Origin of the sequence: Asaia astilbis JCM 15831, assembly GCF_000613845.1 — a bacterium.
GTDB lineage: Bacteria > Pseudomonadota > Alphaproteobacteria > Acetobacterales > Acetobacteraceae > Asaia > Asaia astilbis.
In genome coordinates, this window is sequence record NZ_BAJT01000027.1 from 1 (window position 1) to 17,233 (window position 17,233).

Genomic DNA, 17,233 nt, shown 5'->3' on the forward strand with positions numbered 1-17,233 from the left:
GTGGCTGAGCCACCGGGGGGGTGGGAGGCGTGGGTTGTGGGGCAACCGGTTGGGCGACGGCCATCGGCGGTGCGGCAGGCGGTGTTGGCCCAACCTGTACGGAGCCGCTGCGTGTCAGTGCACCGCTGACCGTCGGGATCGACACGAGGCCTGTCCCGTTTGCCGAGACGGTAGCCGTATTGACGGAGCCGCCCAGACGGACGCTCGCGGCATTTTCGACCATCAGGGTCAGAACGTCGAAGCGCCCGTCTGTCACCGCGAGATGGCTGGTTTCTGAGAGCTGCGCCGAAAACGCATCGAGATCGGCCTGATCGACCACCAGCCCCGAGGCGCCTGTTTCGACAACCTGAGCGGCCCGGTTGAGATGCGCGATATGCACCTGTTCGGTTCCACGCAGGCTGAGATCGAGCGACTGGATCGTATCCGCGTCGAGCTGCCCGGCCTCAAGGCTTGCCTCGAGCGAGGCCAGCGTTCCGTGGATGACGATATGCGTGTCATGGCTGTCATGGATCAGCACGCCGACAGTCGGTGCGACGAGAATGGAGACCTTTGCGGACGGCGCGCAGCTCTTGCTGCTGATCAGCACCTTCGATGACCCCTGTGTCTTGCCCGTGCGCATGGTGAGATGCGCGCCGCCAGTGGGGGAGCTATCGATCGATACGCCATCGCTCATGGCTGGATCGACGGTAATCTCGAACCGACCGAGACAGGGAACACTGAGATCGAGATCTTCAGCATCCACGACCTGTGGTGCGGCGTGCAAGGGAGCCGATATGGCAAGGCTGGAGACGAGGAGCGTCGCCAGAGCGATCCGGCGCCTGGGGTGTTTCAGAAGGCTGATAGACATCATGAGAAGCTCCGTGTTCTCCATCCTGGCACATCTTCATCCAGAATGCGCTCGAGCTGGTCCACGCGTTCTTCCAGACGGCGCGCCTGAACATGGGCCATATTCAGCGCCGCCAGATCCGATTCCTGCAATTTGCTGGCGGTCGCTCGCGAGCGGGCGCGGATCGTGACAATATACATCACCATCACAAAAGGCATGACTACGGCTGCAAGCCCGACCAGATCGCCGATGCTGCTCCCAGACTCATGGCTCATGATCGGCACTCCCTGCTTTCAACGCGTCTCATTTCTGAAATCATCCTAGCGGTTTCTGATTTTCGCGCGCAGCGCTTCCAGCTCGTTCTCGACGGCCATATCTGTCTCGAGGCCTGCCAGCTCTTCCTGCAAGCTCGGTTTGCGTGTGCCACCCGGGCCCCGCCCGAGATCATAGGCTTCGGCTTTCCCCTCCAGTGCGTCAAGCGCACGCTCGACCTGCTCGAAACGATTAAAGGCATTTTCGACACGCGTGTCATACAGACGCTCACGCGTCTTGATCCGGTTGGTGGCGGCCTTGTGACGCAGGGCGAGTGATTTCTCACGCGTTTTCGCATCGGCCAGCTTGGCTTGAAGCTTGCCGATGTCATCATGCTGCTGATCGAGGCTCTCATTCACCTGTGCGATCTGCTGTTCAAGCGTCTTGCGCGTTTGCTCGATGGTGGCTTTTGCTGCCAGAGCCCCTTTGGCAAGATCCTCGCGGTCGCGGGTCAGGGCGAGCTCGGCTTTGCGCAGCCATTCATCCTCTTCCTGCACCATGGCGCGGGCGCGACGTTCCAGCCCCTTACGTTCGGCGATCATGCTGACCGCCTGGCTGCGCACTTCGACCAGCGTGTCTTCCATCTCCTGGATGATGAGCCGGATCATTTTCTCCGGATCTTCGGCGCTGGCCAGGATCGCGTTGAGGTTGGAATTCACAATATCCGCAAGGCGGGAAAAGATACCCATGTGATGCTCTTTCTTGGCTGAGACGTTTTTAACAGGAAATGATCGCAGGAGAACACCAGCTTCTCTTGTCAGCCCTGCGTTCCGGGGTGAAACATATCTTCCCCGAGGCTTGAGATGCGAGACTGGCCATAAAATGGCACGATTCCCCAGAAACGATGAAACCCCGACACCAATCGGTCAGTCTCCGGCTTTTCTGGGAATGCTCGACCATATTTCGCGCCTCGCTCCGCTCGATCGTCCAGCCCTGATTATCGGCGAACGTGGGACGGGCAAGGAGCTGGTGGCAGCGCGTCTGGCACTGCTCTCTCCCCGCTGGGACAAGCCGCTTATCAAACTGAACTGTGCCGCTCTTTCGGACAGTCTTCTGGACAGCGAACTCTTCGGTCATGAGGCGGGGGCTTTTACCGGCGCGCAACGGCGCAGGCTCTCGCGTTTCGAGCAGGCCCATGGCGGCACGCTTTTTCTCGACGAGATTGCTTCTGCGACGACGGCCGTTCAGGAGAAGCTTCTGCGCGTGATCGAATATGGCAGTTTCGAGCGGGTGGGCGGCAACGAGACCATCCATGTCGATGTTCGTCTTATCGGTGCGACCAATGCCGATCTGCCTGCGCTGGCGCGAAAAGGGGAGTTTCGCGCGACCTGCTCGACCGTCTTGCTTTCGATGTGGTCATGCTGCCACCGCTCCGCGCGCGTCAGGAGGATATTCTGATCCTCGCCGAGCATTTCGCAACGCGCATGACGGCGGGTCTGGGTCGCAAACTCTTTGCCGGATTTAGCGATCAGGCCCGTGAACGCCTCATGCGGCATGACTGGCCGGGCAATGTGCGTGAATTGCGTAACGTGGTCGAACGGAGCGTCTATCGCATGGACAGGCCGGAAAAGACGCTCGACGACATCGTGTTCGACCCGTTTCGCAATGGTCCCGACTGGCTGCGCCCCCTCGCGGTCGCCGAATCTCAAGACCTCACGTCCCCGACGCGCGAAACGCCCATGGATCACACCGCGCCAGCCAGTTTGCCGGAGGGGACGACTTTTACCGAGGCCACGCGCGCCTACGAGCATGCGCTGCTTGAAAGCGCCCTGCGCGACGCCCGTTTCAACCAGAAACAGGCCGCCTCGGCTCTTGGCCTGACCTATTATCAGCTTCGGCATTTGCTGCGTCAGCACGGCCTCGCCGATCGCAATACGCGAAAGGTGACTGGGGCGATGGAGTGAGGAGAGGGCTAAGTGGCTCATAACCACTCTCGTGCAAGAACCGTGCCAAGTAAGGCGACGTGGCACGGCTTCTACCAGAATTGATTCACTAGAGGCCTATTTGGCCATTTAGTGCGAGATTATGCCTTCGCGCCATAGCAGCTACAACCGCTCGTTAAAGTCAGGTCGGTGACAAGAGGGTCGGAGACGTATTGCAAGTCCAGCACGTCGCGACCTTGTTTTCGTGACTTCAGGGGCGGCCGATGGAGCGATACGTGAAACCGGCGGCTCGTAAAGCGGTAGGGTCCCAGATATTGCGGAAATCGGCAATCACCGTGCCGCGCATGGCCGCTTTCAGCTTGGACGGGGCGATGGCGCGGAATTCGTTCCATTCGGTGAGAACGACCAGGGCGTCAGCGTCGGTCGCGGCGTCCTGTGCGGACGTGGCGTAGATCACGGTTTCTGGTAGGAGCGGGCGGGCGGCTTTCATTCCCTCCGGGTCGAAGGCCTTGATGGTCGCGCCCTCCTCAATCAGTCGCTGAATCAGGGGGAGTGACGAGGCTTCGCGCATGTCGTCGGTGTCGGGCTTGAAAGTCAGGCCCAGAATGGCGACGGTCTTGCCGCGCACTGTTCCGCCGCACAGAGCGATGACGCGCTCTGCCATGGCTGATTTGCGGGCTTCGTTGATGGCCACCGTGGCTTCGACCAGAAGTGACGGGCTGCCCGCGTCACGGGCGATGGCTGTCAGGGCGCGTGTGTCCTTGGGGAAGCAGGAGCCGCCATAGCCCGGCCCGGCATGGAGGAATTTGCGGCCGATCCGTTGATCGAGCCCCATTCCGCGCGCGACATCATGAACATTGCCGCCGACTTTTTCACAGAGATCGGCCATCTCGTTGATGAAAGTCACCTTCATCGCGAGGAACGCGTTGGCCGCATATTTGGTGAGCTCAGCTGTCTCCAGCCTGTCATGACGATGGGTGTTTCGATCAGATAGAGCGGGCGGTAGAGCTGGCGCATGAGGGCGTTGGCGATTTCACCCTTGTCAGGGCCTGTTTCGTCAATGCCGATAATGACGCGGTCGGGACGCATGAAATCGCCGATCGCATTGCCTTCACGCAGAAATTCCGGGTTGGACGCGACGCTGAAGGAGAGGTCGGGGCGCTCTTCACGCAGAATGCGCGCAACCTCGCGGCCAGTACCAACGGGAACGGTCGATTTCGTAACAACCAGCAGACCTTTGCGGGCATGACGGGCAATCTGCCGCGTTGCCTCGTACACATAGGTCAGATCGGCATGACCGTCGCCACGGCGTGTCGGCGTGCCAACGGCGATGAAGACCGCATCTACGGCATCGATGGCGCTGGCGAGCTCATCGGTAAAGCTCAGGCGCCCGGCTGCGACATTGTCCGAGACGATCTTGTCGAGCCCGGGTTCATAGATCGGGATCGCTCCAGCCTTGAGCGCGGCAAGCTTGCCTGATCCGCCTCGACGATAACGACTTCGGTTCCGAATTCCGCAAAACAGGCGCCGGATACAAGTCCGACATAACCGCCGCCAATCATCGCTATGCGCATGATCTCTTTCCCTCACTCAACGCAGACCAAGCACGGCGTAGCCCAAAGCGGGCCGGGGATAAAGCGTCCGGGACAAAGGGCAGGGGCAAACTCGCCTGCCGCGGCGTCGTTGGGACACAGGCGTCGGTGGATTGACGCCCCTTACCAAGCACAAAGGCGTGACAGTCGGTCGTCAGACCGATGAACGTCAAAAACGACGGTTGCCTTTGCCGCGACGTAAGACAACAAGTGGGTTTTGGGCCTGCGAAAAGGGAAAGACCTTTTCGGGGTGTCGCAGCGCGCCTCTTTCTCTCCGGTCGGTCACGGGTCAGAACCTGCGCGAGGCTGCGGTGTTTTCTAAACTTGATGGCAAAATTTGATTGGATCCGGTTTTCCCGTGCTGACCTCTTCACCTCAACCAGCTATCCGATTTTCAACCGGGCAGATCATCCTGCTCGGCCTCGTGAGCACGATTGGCCCGATTTCAACCGATATGTACCTCCCGGCATTCCCGCAGCTGGAGCATGATCTGGGGCAGGGGCCCGGTTCGGCGCAGTTGACGCTGGCAGCGTGGTTCATCGGTCTTTCTTTGGGGCAGTTCTGTCTGGGGCCGCTTTCTGATCGGTTCGGGCGGCACAAGCCGATGGTTGTCGGTCTTGTCATCTACGTTATGGCGACTGTCCTTCTGGCGTCGACGAGCTCCTACTGGTCTTTCTGTCTGCTGCGTCTCGTTGCGGCACTCGGCGGCGCCATTACGAGCGTCGTTCCCCGGGCGATCGTGCGTGATGTGGCGACCGGGCATGAGGCCGTCCGGCTCATGTCGCAGCTGACACTGGTTTTCGGTGTCGGTCCCATTCTGGCACCGACCCTAGGCAGTGCCTTTCTCGCTTTCGGGAGCTGGCGTCTGATTTTCTGGGCGGGCGCTGTGGCGGCTGCGGCCCTGGCCGCTCTATGGCTTCTCGTCATGCCTGAAACGCTCCCGGAGGAAAGGCGCTATGCCTTGCCTCCGGTTGAGATTCTACGCCGTTATCTCATTCTCGCGCGCGAACCGGTCTTCATGTCTTCGGCGACACTGTCGAGTTTCAGCACCTTCGTGATGTTCGCTTATCTTTCAAACGCGCCACTGCTCTTCGAGCATCTTCTGGCTTTACGCCGCGTGCCTTTGCTATTTTCTTCGGAATCAATGCGGGCGGGTTTATTCTGGCCACGCAAATCAACGGCAAGCTGTCGCACCGTTTCAAATTTACCTCGGTCATGCAGGCGGCCATCGCGGCTTGCCTCGTATCGGGGCTGATCCTGCTCACTGTCAGTGCCAGCCATGTCGTGGGTCAGAACGACCCGTGGCCTCTTTGCGCCCTGATCATTACGACGACGTTTACCCTGGGCTTTATCGGCCCCAACGCCAATGTGCTGGCGTTGAGTCATCACGGCCATCAGGCCGGCGCCGCTTCGGCGCTGCTCGGAACGATGGCGTTCGCAATTGGTGGGTCAAGCGGCATTCTCATGGCCATGCTGCCCCCTACACGGCTGAGTTCAACGGCTTTTGGCATGCTGGCCGGGATCATCGGAATGGTCGTATGCAATTTCTGGCGTCGAGCGGCAGAAAAGCGTCAGCCTTCCTGAGGGGATCTGGACGTAGACGCTCCTCAACGAGATCGAAGAGTCCGTTCCATGGCACCATCCTGCCATGGCGATATCGTGATCGTGGCAAGATGGACGATGAAGGCACCGGCCGTTTATCAGGCAGACGGGTTTTCAGGGTTTTGTCTTATGATCGCTGGTGCGCCAAAGCACAGCTGAGTGCGGTTCGGTCGCCCTCGCTGCCCTGCGATTATGTTTCAGAAACGGCGAAGCTCAACACCTCGGACAAGTGAGAAGAGCACGCAATGAGCGCACGTCTTGATTACACGAAGATCGCCCCGGCTGGCGTAAAGGCTCTGGGTGCCGTTTACGGATATGTTGCTCAAAGCAGCCTGTCACCCGTCCTTGTGGAGTTGGTCTATCTTCGGGTTTCTCAGATCAATAATTGTGCGTTCTGCCTCGACCTTCATACCCGCGACCTGATTGGCAAAAATCAGCCGGTTGAAAAGCTGGCACTTGTTCAGGCTTGGGCAGAGGCTGGAGCAGTTTTTGACGAACGCGAGCGCGCCGCCCTTGCTTGGGCAGAGACGGTCACCCGCGTCGCCGAGACGAACGTGCCTGACAGCGCTTATGAGGCAGCGCGCAAGGTATTCAGCGATGAGGAAATCGTCGATCTGACCATCGCGATCGGCCTGATGAATGCATATAACCGCATGGCGATCAGCTTTCGCAATGTTCCAAGAGCAGCGCTGGAGAAATAGGCGAGACGCCATTGGCAGGGTCATATTGCCCTCGTCGAGCCCCCCTGTGACGCTGCGGCGGGATCGCCGCGAAGAACGTCAAGGATGTCGTTTTGACGCAACGTCTCCCCTGCGATGTCGCTAATTAGCGAGCTTCAGTAGTAGTGGCAGGGTTTGTCGCGCTCTGGTGGGTTGGCGGATTGAATGACGAGGAGTGTGACCTCCTCATTTCCCACATTGCCAGCGTCATGGCCCATTTTGCCCTTATAGGGCCCGCTGAGCATCGGGCTGACATTCTGGTCTTCGCCAAAGAGAAGATCCCCCGGACCCATTTCAATGCGCGTGCCATCCATGGCGCGCACCCACCAGCGCCCCTTGAGCGGAACGATCCATTGCGGCTTGGGATCGGCATGCCAGTCTCCCTTCCAATGCCTGGGCTGCACCGTCATCATCACCGTTGCAGTCTGCGGAGGCATCGGGTCCTGCCATTGCGGCCCGGCGGGAGGCTCCATGCTTTTGAAGAAAAAATTCGAAACCGGGCATCGGGCGATGTGGCTGACACCGTGGGCATCCGTCCATAGGTGCTGGTAGCTGCGGAGGGGCTTTGCCGGTTTGGCTCCGGCTGCCTGTGCGATCGTGCTGAGGCTGACTGCGATCAGAAGAAGGAGAAGGGGCCATAAATGTTTCATTGATCCAGCTCTCGACAATCCGGTTGCGGAAGGGACACCATCTCTGCGACTACGCTCCCCTTATAAAAACGTTCCGAGAGACCACGCCGTGTTCAGATTTGCCGCGATTCTAATCGGAGGCGTCATCGCCCTCTACGTCCTCGCCGCGAGCTATCTGTATGTGAAGCAGGACAGTCTCGTTTTCCCCGCCGAGCGTACGCCCGTCACTGATCCTGCGGGTCTTATATCCGGCGCGCGTATGGTGGTGCTTCACACCACGGACGGGCTCGATCTGAAGGCCTATTATCGTGCGCCCACACCCGGTGCGCCAGTTCTGCTTTATCTGCACGGCAATGCGGGTTCCATCACGAGCCGCATCCATCGTTTCGCATTGATGACGCAGGACGGCACCGGATTGCTCGCGGTAGAATACCGGGGCTATGGGGGCAATCCCGGAACGCCGAGCGAAGACGGTTTTGCGCGAGACGGGCAAGCGGGGATGAAATTCCTGCTCGGTCAGGGGATCCCTCCTCGCGAGATCGTCGCCTATGGTGAGTCGCTGGGCACCAATGTTGCGGTTCGTACGGCGCTCGAATTCCCCGTTGCGGGTCTCGTACTCGATGCGCCTTATACGAGCATCGCGGATGTTGCGGCGTCGCGCTATCCTTACATGCCAATCCATATGTTGCTGAGAAATCAGTTTGACACATTAGGCCGCATAAGCGCGCTCAAGGTTCCTCTGCTCGTCATGCGGACACTTCGTGATGGGACTGTGCCGCCTGCCGAGAGCCTGACTGTCTTCAATGCGGCACCAGAGCCGAAACAGCTCTGGACGACGCAACAGGGAACGCACTCCACGTTGATCGAAACGGGCGGCCTCTCCGTATTGCGTGGGTTCCTTCAGAAGGTCTGCCCGCAAGAGCCGAAGTAAAGGCTTGTCTCTTCCGTTTGGGGGGAAGTCAGCTCCCCCCAATTGAAAATGCCTATCGGAGAGATTTCAGGGCTGGATAGAGCGCGCGATATCGTGCGTAAGCCTGACGATAGGGGCCTGTCAGGCGCTCATCCGGCGCGATGGAAGCGACGCGTGCAGGGGGCAGGCATATTGCACTGACACCTTCGCCTGTCACCGCGATCCGGGCCAGACGGGCGGCGCCGAACGCGCCGCCCTGCTCGCCATTGGCCAGACGATGCAGCGTAATGCCAAGCACGCTGGCAATGATCGATGTCCAGAGCGGGCTGCGCGACCCTCCACCGATCACATCGGCCTGGGTGATGATTGTACCCGACTCCGCCAGACCTTCTACAGCGTCGCGGAACGAGAAGGCGACGCCTTCGAGGACGGCCTGGGTCATCTGGGCCCGCGTCGTATCCTGTGTCAGGCCCACGAAGCCACCGCGTACGGTGGCATCGTTATGCGGCGTTCGCTCGCCCGAGAGATAGGGCGCGAAAAGAACAGGTGAGGGGGCTTCGGGAGTTTCCGGCAGCTCGGCGAGAAGCGTCTTTTCGTCCAGCCCCGTCACGCGGGACCACCAGGCCAGAGAAGCCGCGGCTGAGAGGGTCACACCCATCTGGTGCCATTGATTGGGCACGGCATGACAAAACGAATGAATGGCGTGATTGCCGCCGGGATGAAAGCTATCGGTCGTTACCCAGACGACGCCTGACGTGCCGAGAGACAGGAAGGCATCGCCTGTGTGAATGGCGCCCAGTCCAACGGCTCCTGCCGCATTATCGCCCGCGCCACCCGCAAAGATCGGTGCCGATTTCATGCCCCATCGCGCAGCGAGGTCGGCATTGAGCGTGCCTGCCGGTTCTGTTCCTTCACGCAGTTCCGGCATCGAGGCGAGGCGGAGATTGGAGGCCTCAAGGGCCGCGTCGGACCACAGGCGGCGTTCCGTATCGAGCCAGAGTGAGCCTGAAGCGTCCGACATGTCGTCAATCAGGGCGCCGGTCATGCGAAAGCGCAGCCATGCCTTGGGCAGAACGACATGCGTGACCTTGGCAAAAACTTCGGGCTCATGACGGGCTACCCACATCACCTTGGGCGCAGTGAAGCCGGGCATGGCAATATTGCCGGTAATCTGACGGCAAAGGGGAAAGCGGTGTTCGAACAGCGAGCATTCGGATTCTGCTCTTGTATCGTTCCACAGAAGGCAGGGGCGCAGCACCGCGCCTTCTTCGTCAAGGAGCACCGCACCGTGCTGCTGTCCGGAGAGCCCGATGCCTTTCACGTCGGCCAGCTCATTGGGGTGGCTGATGCGCAGGGCATCGAGCGCCCGTAGGGTCGCCTCGAACCAGTCCTGCGGATCCTGCTCGCTCCATCCCGGATGGGGGCGGCTTACGGTGAGTTTTTCCGTATGGGCGGCGATGACATTCTGGTGCTGATCGACCAGAACTGCCTTGATTCCCGAAGTGCCGAGATCGATGCCGAGATACATAAGTGTCGGGTCTTCCATGTTCGCCAGGAGCAGGGTCCGGCAGGAAAGGATGTCGTCGGGCTGCGCGTTGCCCGCACGGCATAGTGCTGAGCTGTTGCGCTGTTGTGAAGGGCGGAATGCTTATGCCCTCCGAATGAGTGATGGCGGCGCAGACTCACGTCCCTTTCACGAGGGGCTGGCGTCACAATCGGGTGAAATTTCAGACCTTTTTCAAAGCTGTTATGGGCAAACCCTGACAAATCCCGCTTGTAATCCCCATCCTCTAACCTTCACGCGAAGGCAGACGGAGTAGGCACGCGGTCTGTTCCTGTTTATGGTTCGAGGATCAGGTGCGCGACAGCAGTCCTAACGGGCAAAGGGAGAGATGATGTCGGTCGAGATAAAGGTCCCGGTTCTTGGTGAGAGTGTCACCTCGGCGACAGTAACCCGCTGGCTCAAACAACCCGGACAGGCTGTTGCCGCAGATGAACCGGTTGTTGAACTGGAAACCGACAAGATCAGCGTGGAAGTACCCGCCCCGCAGGCCGGTGTGCTCGGCAATGACCTGACGGCAGCCGGAGCAGAGGTGGCAGTTGGTAGCGTGCTCGGTACGCTCGACCCCAAGGGAACGCCCAGCGCCTCTCCTCAAGTGTCGGCTGCCAAGACGCCGGAAAAGACGCGTGTGTCGCCTGCCCCGGAGGCAGCTGAGTCTCACGCTCCCATGCCTGCCGCAGCGCGCCTGATGGCAGAAGAGAAGATCGCCCCGGAGACGATTCCCCATGGTTCGGGGCTGGATGGACGCGTCACCAAGGGGGATGTGATCGCCCGGATGGCGCAGCCGGAAAAAACAGCAGCGCCCGCCTCAACTCGGTCACCCGAGGCAGCGCCCTCCTTCGCTCAGAGTGCTGAGCCCTCGCAGGCCGTCGCGAGCGCACTGGCGTCCCTACTGGGGAAGAACGAGCAGGATAGCCGCGAGCAGCGCGTGCCCATGACGCGCCTGCGCCAGACCATTGCGCGCCGTCTCAAGGATGCACAGAATACTGCCGCAATCCTGACCACCTTCAACGAGGTGGATATGAGTGCGGCTAAGGCCTTGCGCGCGGAATATCGCGAGGTTTTCGAGAAGAAACACGGCGTGAAACTCGGTTTCATGTCGATCTTCGGCCGAGCTTGTATCAAGGCTCTGCAGGAATTTCCGGCGCTCAACGCGACGATCGATGGCGATGACATTCTCTATCGTCGTTTCGTCAATCTCGGCATCGCGGTTGGCAGCGAGCGTGGTCTCGTCGTGCCGGTTCTGCATGATGCCGATCAGATGAGCTTTGCCGAGCTTGAGCGCCATATCAATGATTACGGCACAAGGGCCCGCGCCGGCACGCTCAAGCTCGATGAGCTGTCACGGGGCACATTCTCGATTACCAATGGCGGTATTTTCGGGTCGCTCCTGTCCACCCCGATCCTGAACCCGCCTCAATCGGCAATTCTGGGAATGCATGCCATTCAGGATCGCCCGGTTGCGGTCGATGGTCAGGTCGTCATTCGTCCGATGATGTATGTTGCGCTCTCCTATGATCATCGTATGGTCGATGGCCGTGAGGCAGTGAGCTTCCTTGTGCGTGTGAAGCAGTATGTGGAAGACCCGCGTCGCCTGCTTCTTGATGTCTGATACGAAAGAGACCGCCATGTCGGAGACCCATGAATTCGATCTGGCCGTCATCGGCGCAGGCCCTGGCGGTTATGTCTGCGCGCTCAAGGCGGCGCAGCGTGGCCTGAAGGTGTTGTGCGTTGATCGCCGCGAGACGCCGGGCGGCACATGCCTGAATGTCGGGTGCATTCCCTCAAAGGCATTGCTGCATAGCTCGGAACGCCTGCACGAAGCCGAGACTGAGTTCGTAGCACTCGGTATCGAGGGTGTGACGCCCAAACTCAATCTGGGCCAGATGATGGCCCGCAAAGAGCGGGTTGTCGGAGATACGATCAAAGGGATCGGATATCTCTTTCGCAAGAATAACGTCACCTTCCGTGTCGGTGAGGCGAAGCTGACCGGCCCGCATAGCCTGTCGATCAACGGCGAAAGCGTGACAGCCCGGTCCATCGTTGTGGCGACCGGGAGTGCGCCTGCGGCACTGCCGGGTCTCGATTTCGACGAGAAACGCGTCGTCTCTTCACTGGTGCGCTGTCTCTGGAGGCCGTCCCCAAGCGTCTTGCCGTCATCGGTGCCGGGGTCATCGGGCTTGAGCTTGGTAGCGTATGGAAGCGTCTCGGGAGCGAGGTGACGATCGTTGAATATGGGGATCACATCGCCCCCGGCTTCGATCGTGGGCTGGGACGTCAGTTTCAGCGCTCGCTCGAAAAGCTGGGTCTCAAATTCCGTCTCTCAACACGCGTTACCAAGGTCGCGACAGAAGGCGCTGCGCTTGATCTCACGTTGCAGAAAGTGGGGCGGGAAGAAACCGAGGCGCTCGAGGCCGATGTCGTGCTCGTTTCCATCGGTCGCAAACCTTATACGCAGGGGCTCGATCTTGGCACTGTCGGTATCGATACCGACGAAGCAGGTCGTATCTCGGTCGACTCCCATTTTCGCACCTCCTGTCCGAGCATTTACGCCATTGGCGATGTGATTGCCGGGCCGATGCTGGCGCATAAGGCCGAAGAAGAGGGCATTGCCCTCGCAGAGCAGCTGGCAGGTCGGGTCGGCCATGTGCCTTATGATGCCATTCCGTCGGTCGTCTACACCCAGCCGGAATTTGCGATGGTGGGCAAGACAGAAGAGCAGCTCAAGCAGGACGGCGTGGCCTACAAGACGGGCAGCTTCCCCTTCATGGCCAGTGCGCGCGCACGCGCTATTGCCGCGACGGAGGGAGGGGTGAAGGTTTTGACCGACGCCAAGACCGACCGCATTCTCGGGGTGCACATCCTTGGAGCATCGGCGGGGGAGCTTATCGCGGAAGCGACGCTCGCCATGACTTTCAAGGCGAGTGCGGAAGATGTGGCTTTGGCCTGCCATGCTCATCCGACGCTATCGGAGGCGCTGAAGGAGGCATCTTTGGGTGCTTACGATCGCGCGTTGCACCTCTGATAGAGGCGCAACGCCTGTACAGGACAGATGAGCTGACGAAACGGCATGTGCCGCTTCGTCAGTCGGTTCAATAACAAGGCTATTTGGCGAGAAGCGCCTTGATGAGCTTGTAAGTCGCCTCCACGCGCGCTTCGTTCGGCGTGTTCTTGTTGGCGAGCATGACGACACCGATCTTTTCGCTGGGCACCATGCGATATAGCCGCCAAAACCATTCGTCGAACCTGTCTTGTTGAAGATGACAGGGCCATTTTCGATCCGACCGGCTGCGATGGGTGTCATCGGATGTGGCTTCATGATGAAGTCATATCCATTGCCGAGCAGCATTGGCTTCAGGGGTGTTGGCCAGGGATAGGTCTCCCAGATCATGTCCTGAGTGAAAAAAGCGGTTCGGTATCGACCATCTGGGTCAGCTCAACGGCTTGTCTCAATTCTTCGGATGGGTGTCCCACTCCGAGTTCGACATCCAGCATCTTTAGCATGTCGCGCGGCGTCGATTTCACGCCATAAGCTTCGTCGGCGAGAACTCCGGGATGCACGCGGATGGGCGCATTCGTCTCTCGATCATAACCATAGGCGTACGCGCCCATGTCGCGTTCTGGAACGTTGATCCAGCTATGCGTGAGACCGAAAGCAGGAAAGAGAATTGTCTCGACCGCCTGAGCGTAGGGGAGACCGAGAGATTTGGCCGAGATGAACCCGAGGAGGCCGATACTGATATTGGAGTAGCTGCGCGCGCTGGCATTGGCGGATGCCAGGACTGCAGCCAGCGGGTTAGATCGCCGATATTGGAGATGTTTTCGGGGACCTGAAGTGGCAACCCTCCGGAATGATGGGTCGCCAGGTCGAGTAAGGTGAGATCAGAGCCGATCACACAGTGATCGTCGCATAGATGATGGGCGACAGTATCGTTCAGGGTGATCTTTCCCCGTTCGACCGCGAGGGCGGCAAGCGTGACTGTGAAGATCTTGCTCATGGAACCGAGTTCGAAAAGCGTATCAGGTGTTGCTGGTCGCTTATCGGCGCGTGATGCCAAGCCTGTAGAGTAGAAATGATGGACGCCGTTTCGCGTGACACCGATGACGAGCCCCGGGATCTGATATTGCGCCACCATGGGAGCGAATGACGCCTCAATCTTTGAGTCCAGATCGTCCGCGTGAGCGGAGGGCGCTGTCATGATCGCGAGGCAGGCGCTTGCCCACAGGGAAGCGGCAAGCGTAGGGAATTTCATGCGCGTGATGGCCTTTGAAGAGCTGTGTGACAGGGATGGGTTGAGGCTCAGAAGTCCAGACGACCGTCGTGAGACTTTTCAAAAGCCATAGCCACGATGTCACCCAGACCGCGAGCAACCGCAATCTGACGTTTGAAAACAGACTCTTTTATGGCGGTGTCGGAAGCGGTCTACGAAGAGGGACAAGCGCCCTCTTCGTAAAGGCGGGCTTATCCTAAAGCGTCTTTGACGAGAGCGGCCTGTTCCGCCACGTGCTCGCTGGCAAGACCGGTTGCCGGCGACGCGGAGGCCTTGCGTCCGATAAAGATCGGGCGCGGGTTGGCATGATTGCACCGCTCTGCCGAGTTCTCGATCCGTCGATCAACAAATGTCCAGGCCCCTGCGTTTTGCGATTCTTCCTGACACCAGATGATCTGTGCGTTCGGATAGCGGGCAAGTTGCTGCGACAGGACGTCGCGCGGGAATGGATAAAGCTGCTCTAGACGCAGGATTGCGACATCCTGGCGCCCGTTTTCGCGTCGTGATGCCCGCAGATCGTAATAGACTTTCCCCGAGCAGAGAACGACACGCTTGATCTCGTTATCGGGGAGGAGAGCATCGGTCTCGGGCAGTACGGTCTGGAAACGCGTTTCGGGGCCGAAATCACCGAGTTCCGAAACCGCCTCCTTGTGACGGAGAAGCGATTTCGGCGTCATGATGATCAGGGGCTTGCGGCATTCACGGGCGATCTGACGGCGCAGGGCGTGGAAGTAGTTTGCCGGGGTCGTGATGTTGCACACGCGCAGATTGTTCTCGGCGCAGAGCTGCAGATAACGCTCCAATCGTGCGGAGGAATGCTCTGGGCCCTGACCCTCGTACCCATGTGGCAGCAGCATGACGAGGCCAGATGTCCGAAGCCATTTGGTTTCGCCAGAGGCGATGAACTGATCGATGATGACCTGTGCACCATTGGCAAAATCGCCGAATTGCGCTTCCCACAGAACGAGAGAATTGGGTGCGGCGAGCGTGTAGCCGTATTCGAAACCGAGCACGCCGAACTCGGAGAGAAGAGAATTGTAGACCTCGATTTTAGCCTGACCATCGGCGATGTTGTTCAGCGGCACGTAGTCGCTCTGGTTGAGCTGATCGACCAGAACGGCATGGCGCTGGCTGAACGTGCCGCGCTGACAGTCTTCGCCGGAGAGGCGCACCGGATGATGCTGGAGCAGCAAGGATCCGAAAGCGAGCGCCTCACCAAGAGCCCAGTCGATGCCCGCAGCGGAGTCAATGGCCTGACTACGGGCCTGAATGACGCGACGCAGGCGAGGATGAAGGGCAAAATCATCCGGGATACGCGTGAGCGCGGCGCCGACACGATGCAGGCCTGAAATGCTGATCCCGGTTATGGGTTGTTCACGCAGGGGCTCGTCGGAGAGGCGGGAAGGGTCCTGATTGCATTCCAGCCAGTCTTCACGGCTGGGCTCATAAGACTTTGCCGCCTCGAACTGCCCCTGAAGATGGTCCTGGAATGACTGGAACTGATCGTCAGCCGTCTCGGCATCGATGATCTTCTCGCGGGCCAGACGCTTGGCATAGAGCGCGCGCGTCGTCGGGCGTGCGGAGATCGCCTTGTACATGGTTGGCTGGGTGAAAGCCGGTTCGTCGGCTTCGTTATGGCCATGACGGCGATAGCAGACGAGATCGAGCACGATATCGGCCGCGAACTCGCGTCGGTAATCGGCGGCGAGGCGCGCGCAATAGGCGGCGGCTTCGGGCTCGTCACCATTCACATGCAGGATGGGGGCGTGAACGGCCTTCGCGATATCGGTGCAGTAGAACCCGGAATGCGCGTGGGCGGAAATCGTGGTGAAACCGATCTGGTTATTGGTCACAACATGGATCGTGCCGCCTGTGCGGTAGCCGATGAGCTGTGACATCGCCATGGTTTCGTAAACGATGCCCTGACCGGCAAAAGCCGCATCGCCATGAATCAGAAGCCCGAGGTGACGGTAGCGGTTTTCAAGCCCGACACAGCCGTCGGAATCCTGAATGGCGCGCACGCGCCCGACCACGACAGGATCGACGGCCTCAAGATGCGACGGGTTCGGCAGAAGGGTGACGCGCACTTTCTCGTTCGAGACATGCAGCGTTGCGGCCGTCCCGAGATGGTATTTGACGTCGCCCGAGCCTTGCACCTCGGTGGGTTTGAAGGAGGCCCCTGCAAACTCCGAGAAGATGGCGGCAAAAGGCTTTTGCACCACATTGGCCATGACATTCAGGCGGCCACGATGGGCCATGCCGACGGAGACGCTTCTCGTCCCGTGACGCACGGATTGTTCGATGATGGCGTGAAGGGCAGGGATTGTGACCTCACTGCCCTCCAGACCGAAGCGTTTGGTGCCGGTGAACCGTTTCTGGCAGAAGCTTTCGAAGCCTTCTGCCTCGGTCAGCTGATTGAGAATGATCTTCTTTTCAGCGGCGGAGAACGTGCGACGCCAGTCATCGCCTTCGAGGCGGTGCTGTAGCCAGAGACGCTGGGCAGCGTCCTGGATGTGCATGTATTCCACACCGATCGGGCCGCAATAGGTCTGGCGCAGAGCCTCAAGCAGCTCATTGATGGTGGCGCTGGCTCGCTCGGGCAGGAGCGAACTGACCATCTGTCCCAGATAGATCGGGCGGTCGCGATCATGGGGTCCGAACCCGTAAGTTGCCGGGTCGAGCTCGGTAAAGGATTTCGGAACCTGAAGGCCGAGCGGATCGAGACGGGATTCCAGATGGCCGCGCACGCGGTAGGCGCGTACGAGCTGAATGGCGCGGACGCTGTCATCGACGCTGGAAAGCAGGTCTGTCGCCGAGAATTCAATACCCGATCGGGGGGAGGCGGCGTTCAGACCTCGGGTGTCGAGCAGGGAGCATTGATCCCCCCACGCGGCGCGGTCGGCGCTGGACTGCACGGGGGCTGGCGCG

The 17,233-nt window shown here is 59.8% G+C and carries 15 protein-coding genes and 3 pseudogenes; 10 read left to right on the plus strand and 8 right to left on the minus strand.

Annotation, left to right across the window (positions count from 1 at the left end; genetic code table 11):
* The 3 genes and pseudogenes from JCM15831_RS14605 to pspA all read right to left on the minus strand — a co-directional run.
* Window positions 1-850, minus strand: a pseudogene (locus tag JCM15831_RS14605) (hypothetical protein); the annotation flags it as partial.
* Window positions 847-1,101, minus strand: coding sequence for an envelope stress response membrane protein PspB (gene pspB / locus JCM15831_RS14610; protein WP_035774715.1), 255 nt, complete (start codon window positions 1,099-1,101; stop codon window positions 847-849). The pseudogene JCM15831_RS14605 and the gene pspB, both read right to left, overlap by 4 nt.
* Before the next feature lie 45 nt (window positions 1,102-1,146).
* A complete protein-coding gene (gene pspA, locus JCM15831_RS19560) occupies window positions 1,147-1,827 on the minus strand; it encodes a phage shock protein PspA (RefSeq protein ID WP_035774717.1) in 681 nt (226 codons plus the stop codon).
* Window positions 1,828-1,960: 133 nt separating this feature from the next.
* On the opposite strand from pspA, the gene JCM15831_RS24220 reads away from it, so the two are divergent.
* Window positions 1,961-2,536 carry a sigma 54-interacting transcriptional regulator gene (locus JCM15831_RS24220; RefSeq protein ID WP_456303437.1) on the plus strand — a complete coding sequence of 192 codons (576 nt, stop codon included), beginning with the start codon at window positions 1,961-1,963 and terminating at the stop codon, window positions 2,534-2,536.
* On the plus strand, window positions 2,497-3,042 hold the full coding sequence (locus JCM15831_RS24225; protein ID WP_456303438.1) for an AAA-type ATPase lid domain-containing protein: 546 nt from the start codon (window positions 2,497-2,499) through the stop codon (window positions 3,040-3,042). Before JCM15831_RS24220 ends, JCM15831_RS24225 begins: the two co-directional genes overlap by 40 nt.
* Window positions 3,043-3,271: 229 nt before the next feature.
* On the opposite strand, the pseudogene JCM15831_RS24230 reads toward JCM15831_RS24225, so the two are convergent.
* Window positions 3,272-4,583 (minus strand): annotated as a pseudogene (locus JCM15831_RS24230) (UDP-glucose dehydrogenase family protein).
* A 388-nt stretch (window positions 4,584-4,971) separates the two neighbouring features.
* On the opposite strand from JCM15831_RS24230, the gene JCM15831_RS19575 reads away from it, so the two are divergent.
* The 4 genes from JCM15831_RS19575 (at window position 4,972) to JCM15831_RS14640 (ending at window position 6,916) form a co-directional block, all read left to right on the plus strand.
* Window positions 4,972-5,868 carry an MFS transporter gene (locus JCM15831_RS19575; protein ID WP_306301863.1) on the plus strand — a complete coding sequence of 299 codons (897 nt, stop codon included), beginning with the start codon at window positions 4,972-4,974 and terminating at the stop codon, window positions 5,866-5,868.
* A complete protein-coding gene (locus JCM15831_RS23735; RefSeq protein ID WP_306301864.1) occupies window positions 5,829-6,197 on the plus strand; it encodes an MFS transporter in 369 nt (122 codons plus the stop codon). Before JCM15831_RS19575 ends, JCM15831_RS23735 begins: the two co-directional genes overlap by 40 nt.
* A gap of 48 nt (window positions 6,198-6,245) precedes the next feature.
* Window positions 6,246-6,374 carry a hypothetical protein gene (locus JCM15831_RS23475; protein WP_269530468.1) on the plus strand — a complete coding sequence of 43 codons (129 nt, stop codon included), beginning with the start codon at window positions 6,246-6,248 and terminating at the stop codon, window positions 6,372-6,374.
* Window positions 6,375-6,460: 86 nt separating this feature from the next.
* Window positions 6,461-6,916: a carboxymuconolactone decarboxylase family protein gene (locus JCM15831_RS14640; RefSeq protein WP_025824828.1), complete on the plus strand. Its 456-nt coding sequence runs from the start codon at window positions 6,461-6,463 to the stop codon at window positions 6,914-6,916.
* 134 nt (window positions 6,917-7,050) lie between these two features.
* Here the strand turns inward: JCM15831_RS14640 and JCM15831_RS14645 are convergent, their stop codons facing one another.
* A complete protein-coding gene (locus JCM15831_RS14645) occupies window positions 7,051-7,584 on the minus strand; it encodes a cupin domain-containing protein (RefSeq protein WP_025824829.1) in 534 nt (177 codons plus the stop codon).
* A gap of 88 nt (window positions 7,585-7,672) precedes the next feature.
* Here JCM15831_RS14645 and JCM15831_RS14650 point away from each other — a divergent pair, with 88 nt between their 5' ends.
* Window positions 7,673-8,494, plus strand: a complete 822-nt coding sequence (locus tag JCM15831_RS14650; RefSeq protein ID WP_025824830.1) for an alpha/beta hydrolase — start codon at window positions 7,673-7,675, stop codon at window positions 8,492-8,494.
* Window positions 8,495-8,546: 52 nt separating this feature from the next.
* Here the strand turns inward: JCM15831_RS14650 and xylB are convergent, their stop codons facing one another.
* On the minus strand, window positions 8,547-10,001 hold the full coding sequence (gene xylB / locus JCM15831_RS14655; RefSeq protein ID WP_025824831.1) for a xylulokinase: 1,455 nt from the start codon (window positions 9,999-10,001) through the stop codon (window positions 8,547-8,549).
* A 367-nt stretch (window positions 10,002-10,368) separates the two neighbouring features.
* Between xylB and odhB the strand changes: the two genes are divergently transcribed.
* From odhB to JCM15831_RS23745, 3 genes are read left to right on the plus strand one after another with little or no spacing between them, the layout of a single operon-like run.
* Window positions 10,369-11,646 (plus strand): 2-oxoglutarate dehydrogenase complex dihydrolipoyllysine-residue succinyltransferase, encoded by a 1,278-nt coding sequence (gene odhB, locus JCM15831_RS14660; protein ID WP_025824832.1) that lies wholly within the window; start codon window positions 10,369-10,371, stop codon window positions 11,644-11,646.
* A 16-nt stretch (window positions 11,647-11,662) separates the two neighbouring features.
* Complete coding sequence (locus JCM15831_RS23740; protein WP_306301865.1) at window positions 11,663-12,256, plus strand: FAD-dependent oxidoreductase; 594 nt, start codon at window positions 11,663-11,665, stop codon at window positions 12,254-12,256.
* Window positions 12,208-13,059 carry a dihydrolipoyl dehydrogenase family protein gene (locus tag JCM15831_RS23745; RefSeq protein ID WP_306301867.1) on the plus strand — a complete coding sequence of 284 codons (852 nt, stop codon included), beginning with the start codon at window positions 12,208-12,210 and terminating at the stop codon, window positions 13,057-13,059. The genes JCM15831_RS23740 and JCM15831_RS23745 overlap by 49 nt, the downstream gene beginning before the upstream one ends.
* 362 nt (window positions 13,060-13,421) lie before the next feature.
* On the opposite strand, the pseudogene JCM15831_RS22050 reads toward JCM15831_RS23745, so the two are convergent.
* Both JCM15831_RS22050 and JCM15831_RS14690 read right to left on the minus strand, forming a co-directional pair.
* Window positions 13,422-14,287 (minus strand): annotated as a pseudogene (locus JCM15831_RS22050) (serine hydrolase).
* 209 nt (window positions 14,288-14,496) lie between these two features.
* Window positions 14,497-17,233: 2-oxoglutarate dehydrogenase E1 component (locus JCM15831_RS14690; protein ID WP_156938927.1), on the minus strand; the 2,737-nt coding region annotated here is incomplete at its 5' end.

What these genes read in the sequence shown, in the direction of transcription:
- pspB (WP_035774715.1), bottom strand. Translation starts at nt 1,101, where the DNA reads ATGAGCCATGAGTCTGGGAGCAGCATCGGCGATCTGGTCGGGCTTGCA.
- pspA (WP_035774717.1), bottom strand. Translation starts at nt 1,827, where the DNA reads ATGGGTATCTTTTCCCGCCTTGCGGATATTGTGAATTCCAACCTCAAC.
- JCM15831_RS24220 (WP_456303437.1), top strand. Translation starts at nt 1,961, where the DNA reads ATGGCACGATTCCCCAGAAACGATGAAACCCCGACACCAATCGGTCAG.
- JCM15831_RS24225 (WP_456303438.1), top strand. Translation starts at nt 2,497, where the DNA reads ATGCTGCCACCGCTCCGCGCGCGTCAGGAGGATATTCTGATCCTCGCC.
- JCM15831_RS23735 (WP_306301864.1), top strand. Translation starts at nt 5,829, where the DNA reads ATGCAGGCGGCCATCGCGGCTTGCCTCGTATCGGGGCTGATCCTGCTC.
- JCM15831_RS23475 (WP_269530468.1), top strand. Translation starts at nt 6,246, where the DNA reads ATGGCACCATCCTGCCATGGCGATATCGTGATCGTGGCAAGATGGACG.
- JCM15831_RS14640 (WP_025824828.1), top strand. Translation starts at nt 6,461, where the DNA reads ATGAGCGCACGTCTTGATTACACGAAGATCGCCCCGGCTGGCGTAAAG.
- JCM15831_RS14645 (WP_025824829.1), bottom strand. Translation starts at nt 7,584, where the DNA reads ATGAAACATTTATGGCCCCTTCTCCTTCTTCTGATCGCAGTCAGCCTC.
- xylB (WP_025824831.1), bottom strand. Translation starts at nt 10,001, where the DNA reads ATGTATCTCGGCATCGATCTCGGCACTTCGGGAATCAAGGCAGTTCTG.
- odhB (WP_025824832.1), top strand. Translation starts at nt 10,369, where the DNA reads ATGTCGGTCGAGATAAAGGTCCCGGTTCTTGGTGAGAGTGTCACCTCG.
- JCM15831_RS23740 (WP_306301865.1), top strand. Translation starts at nt 11,663, where the DNA reads ATGTCGGAGACCCATGAATTCGATCTGGCCGTCATCGGCGCAGGCCCT.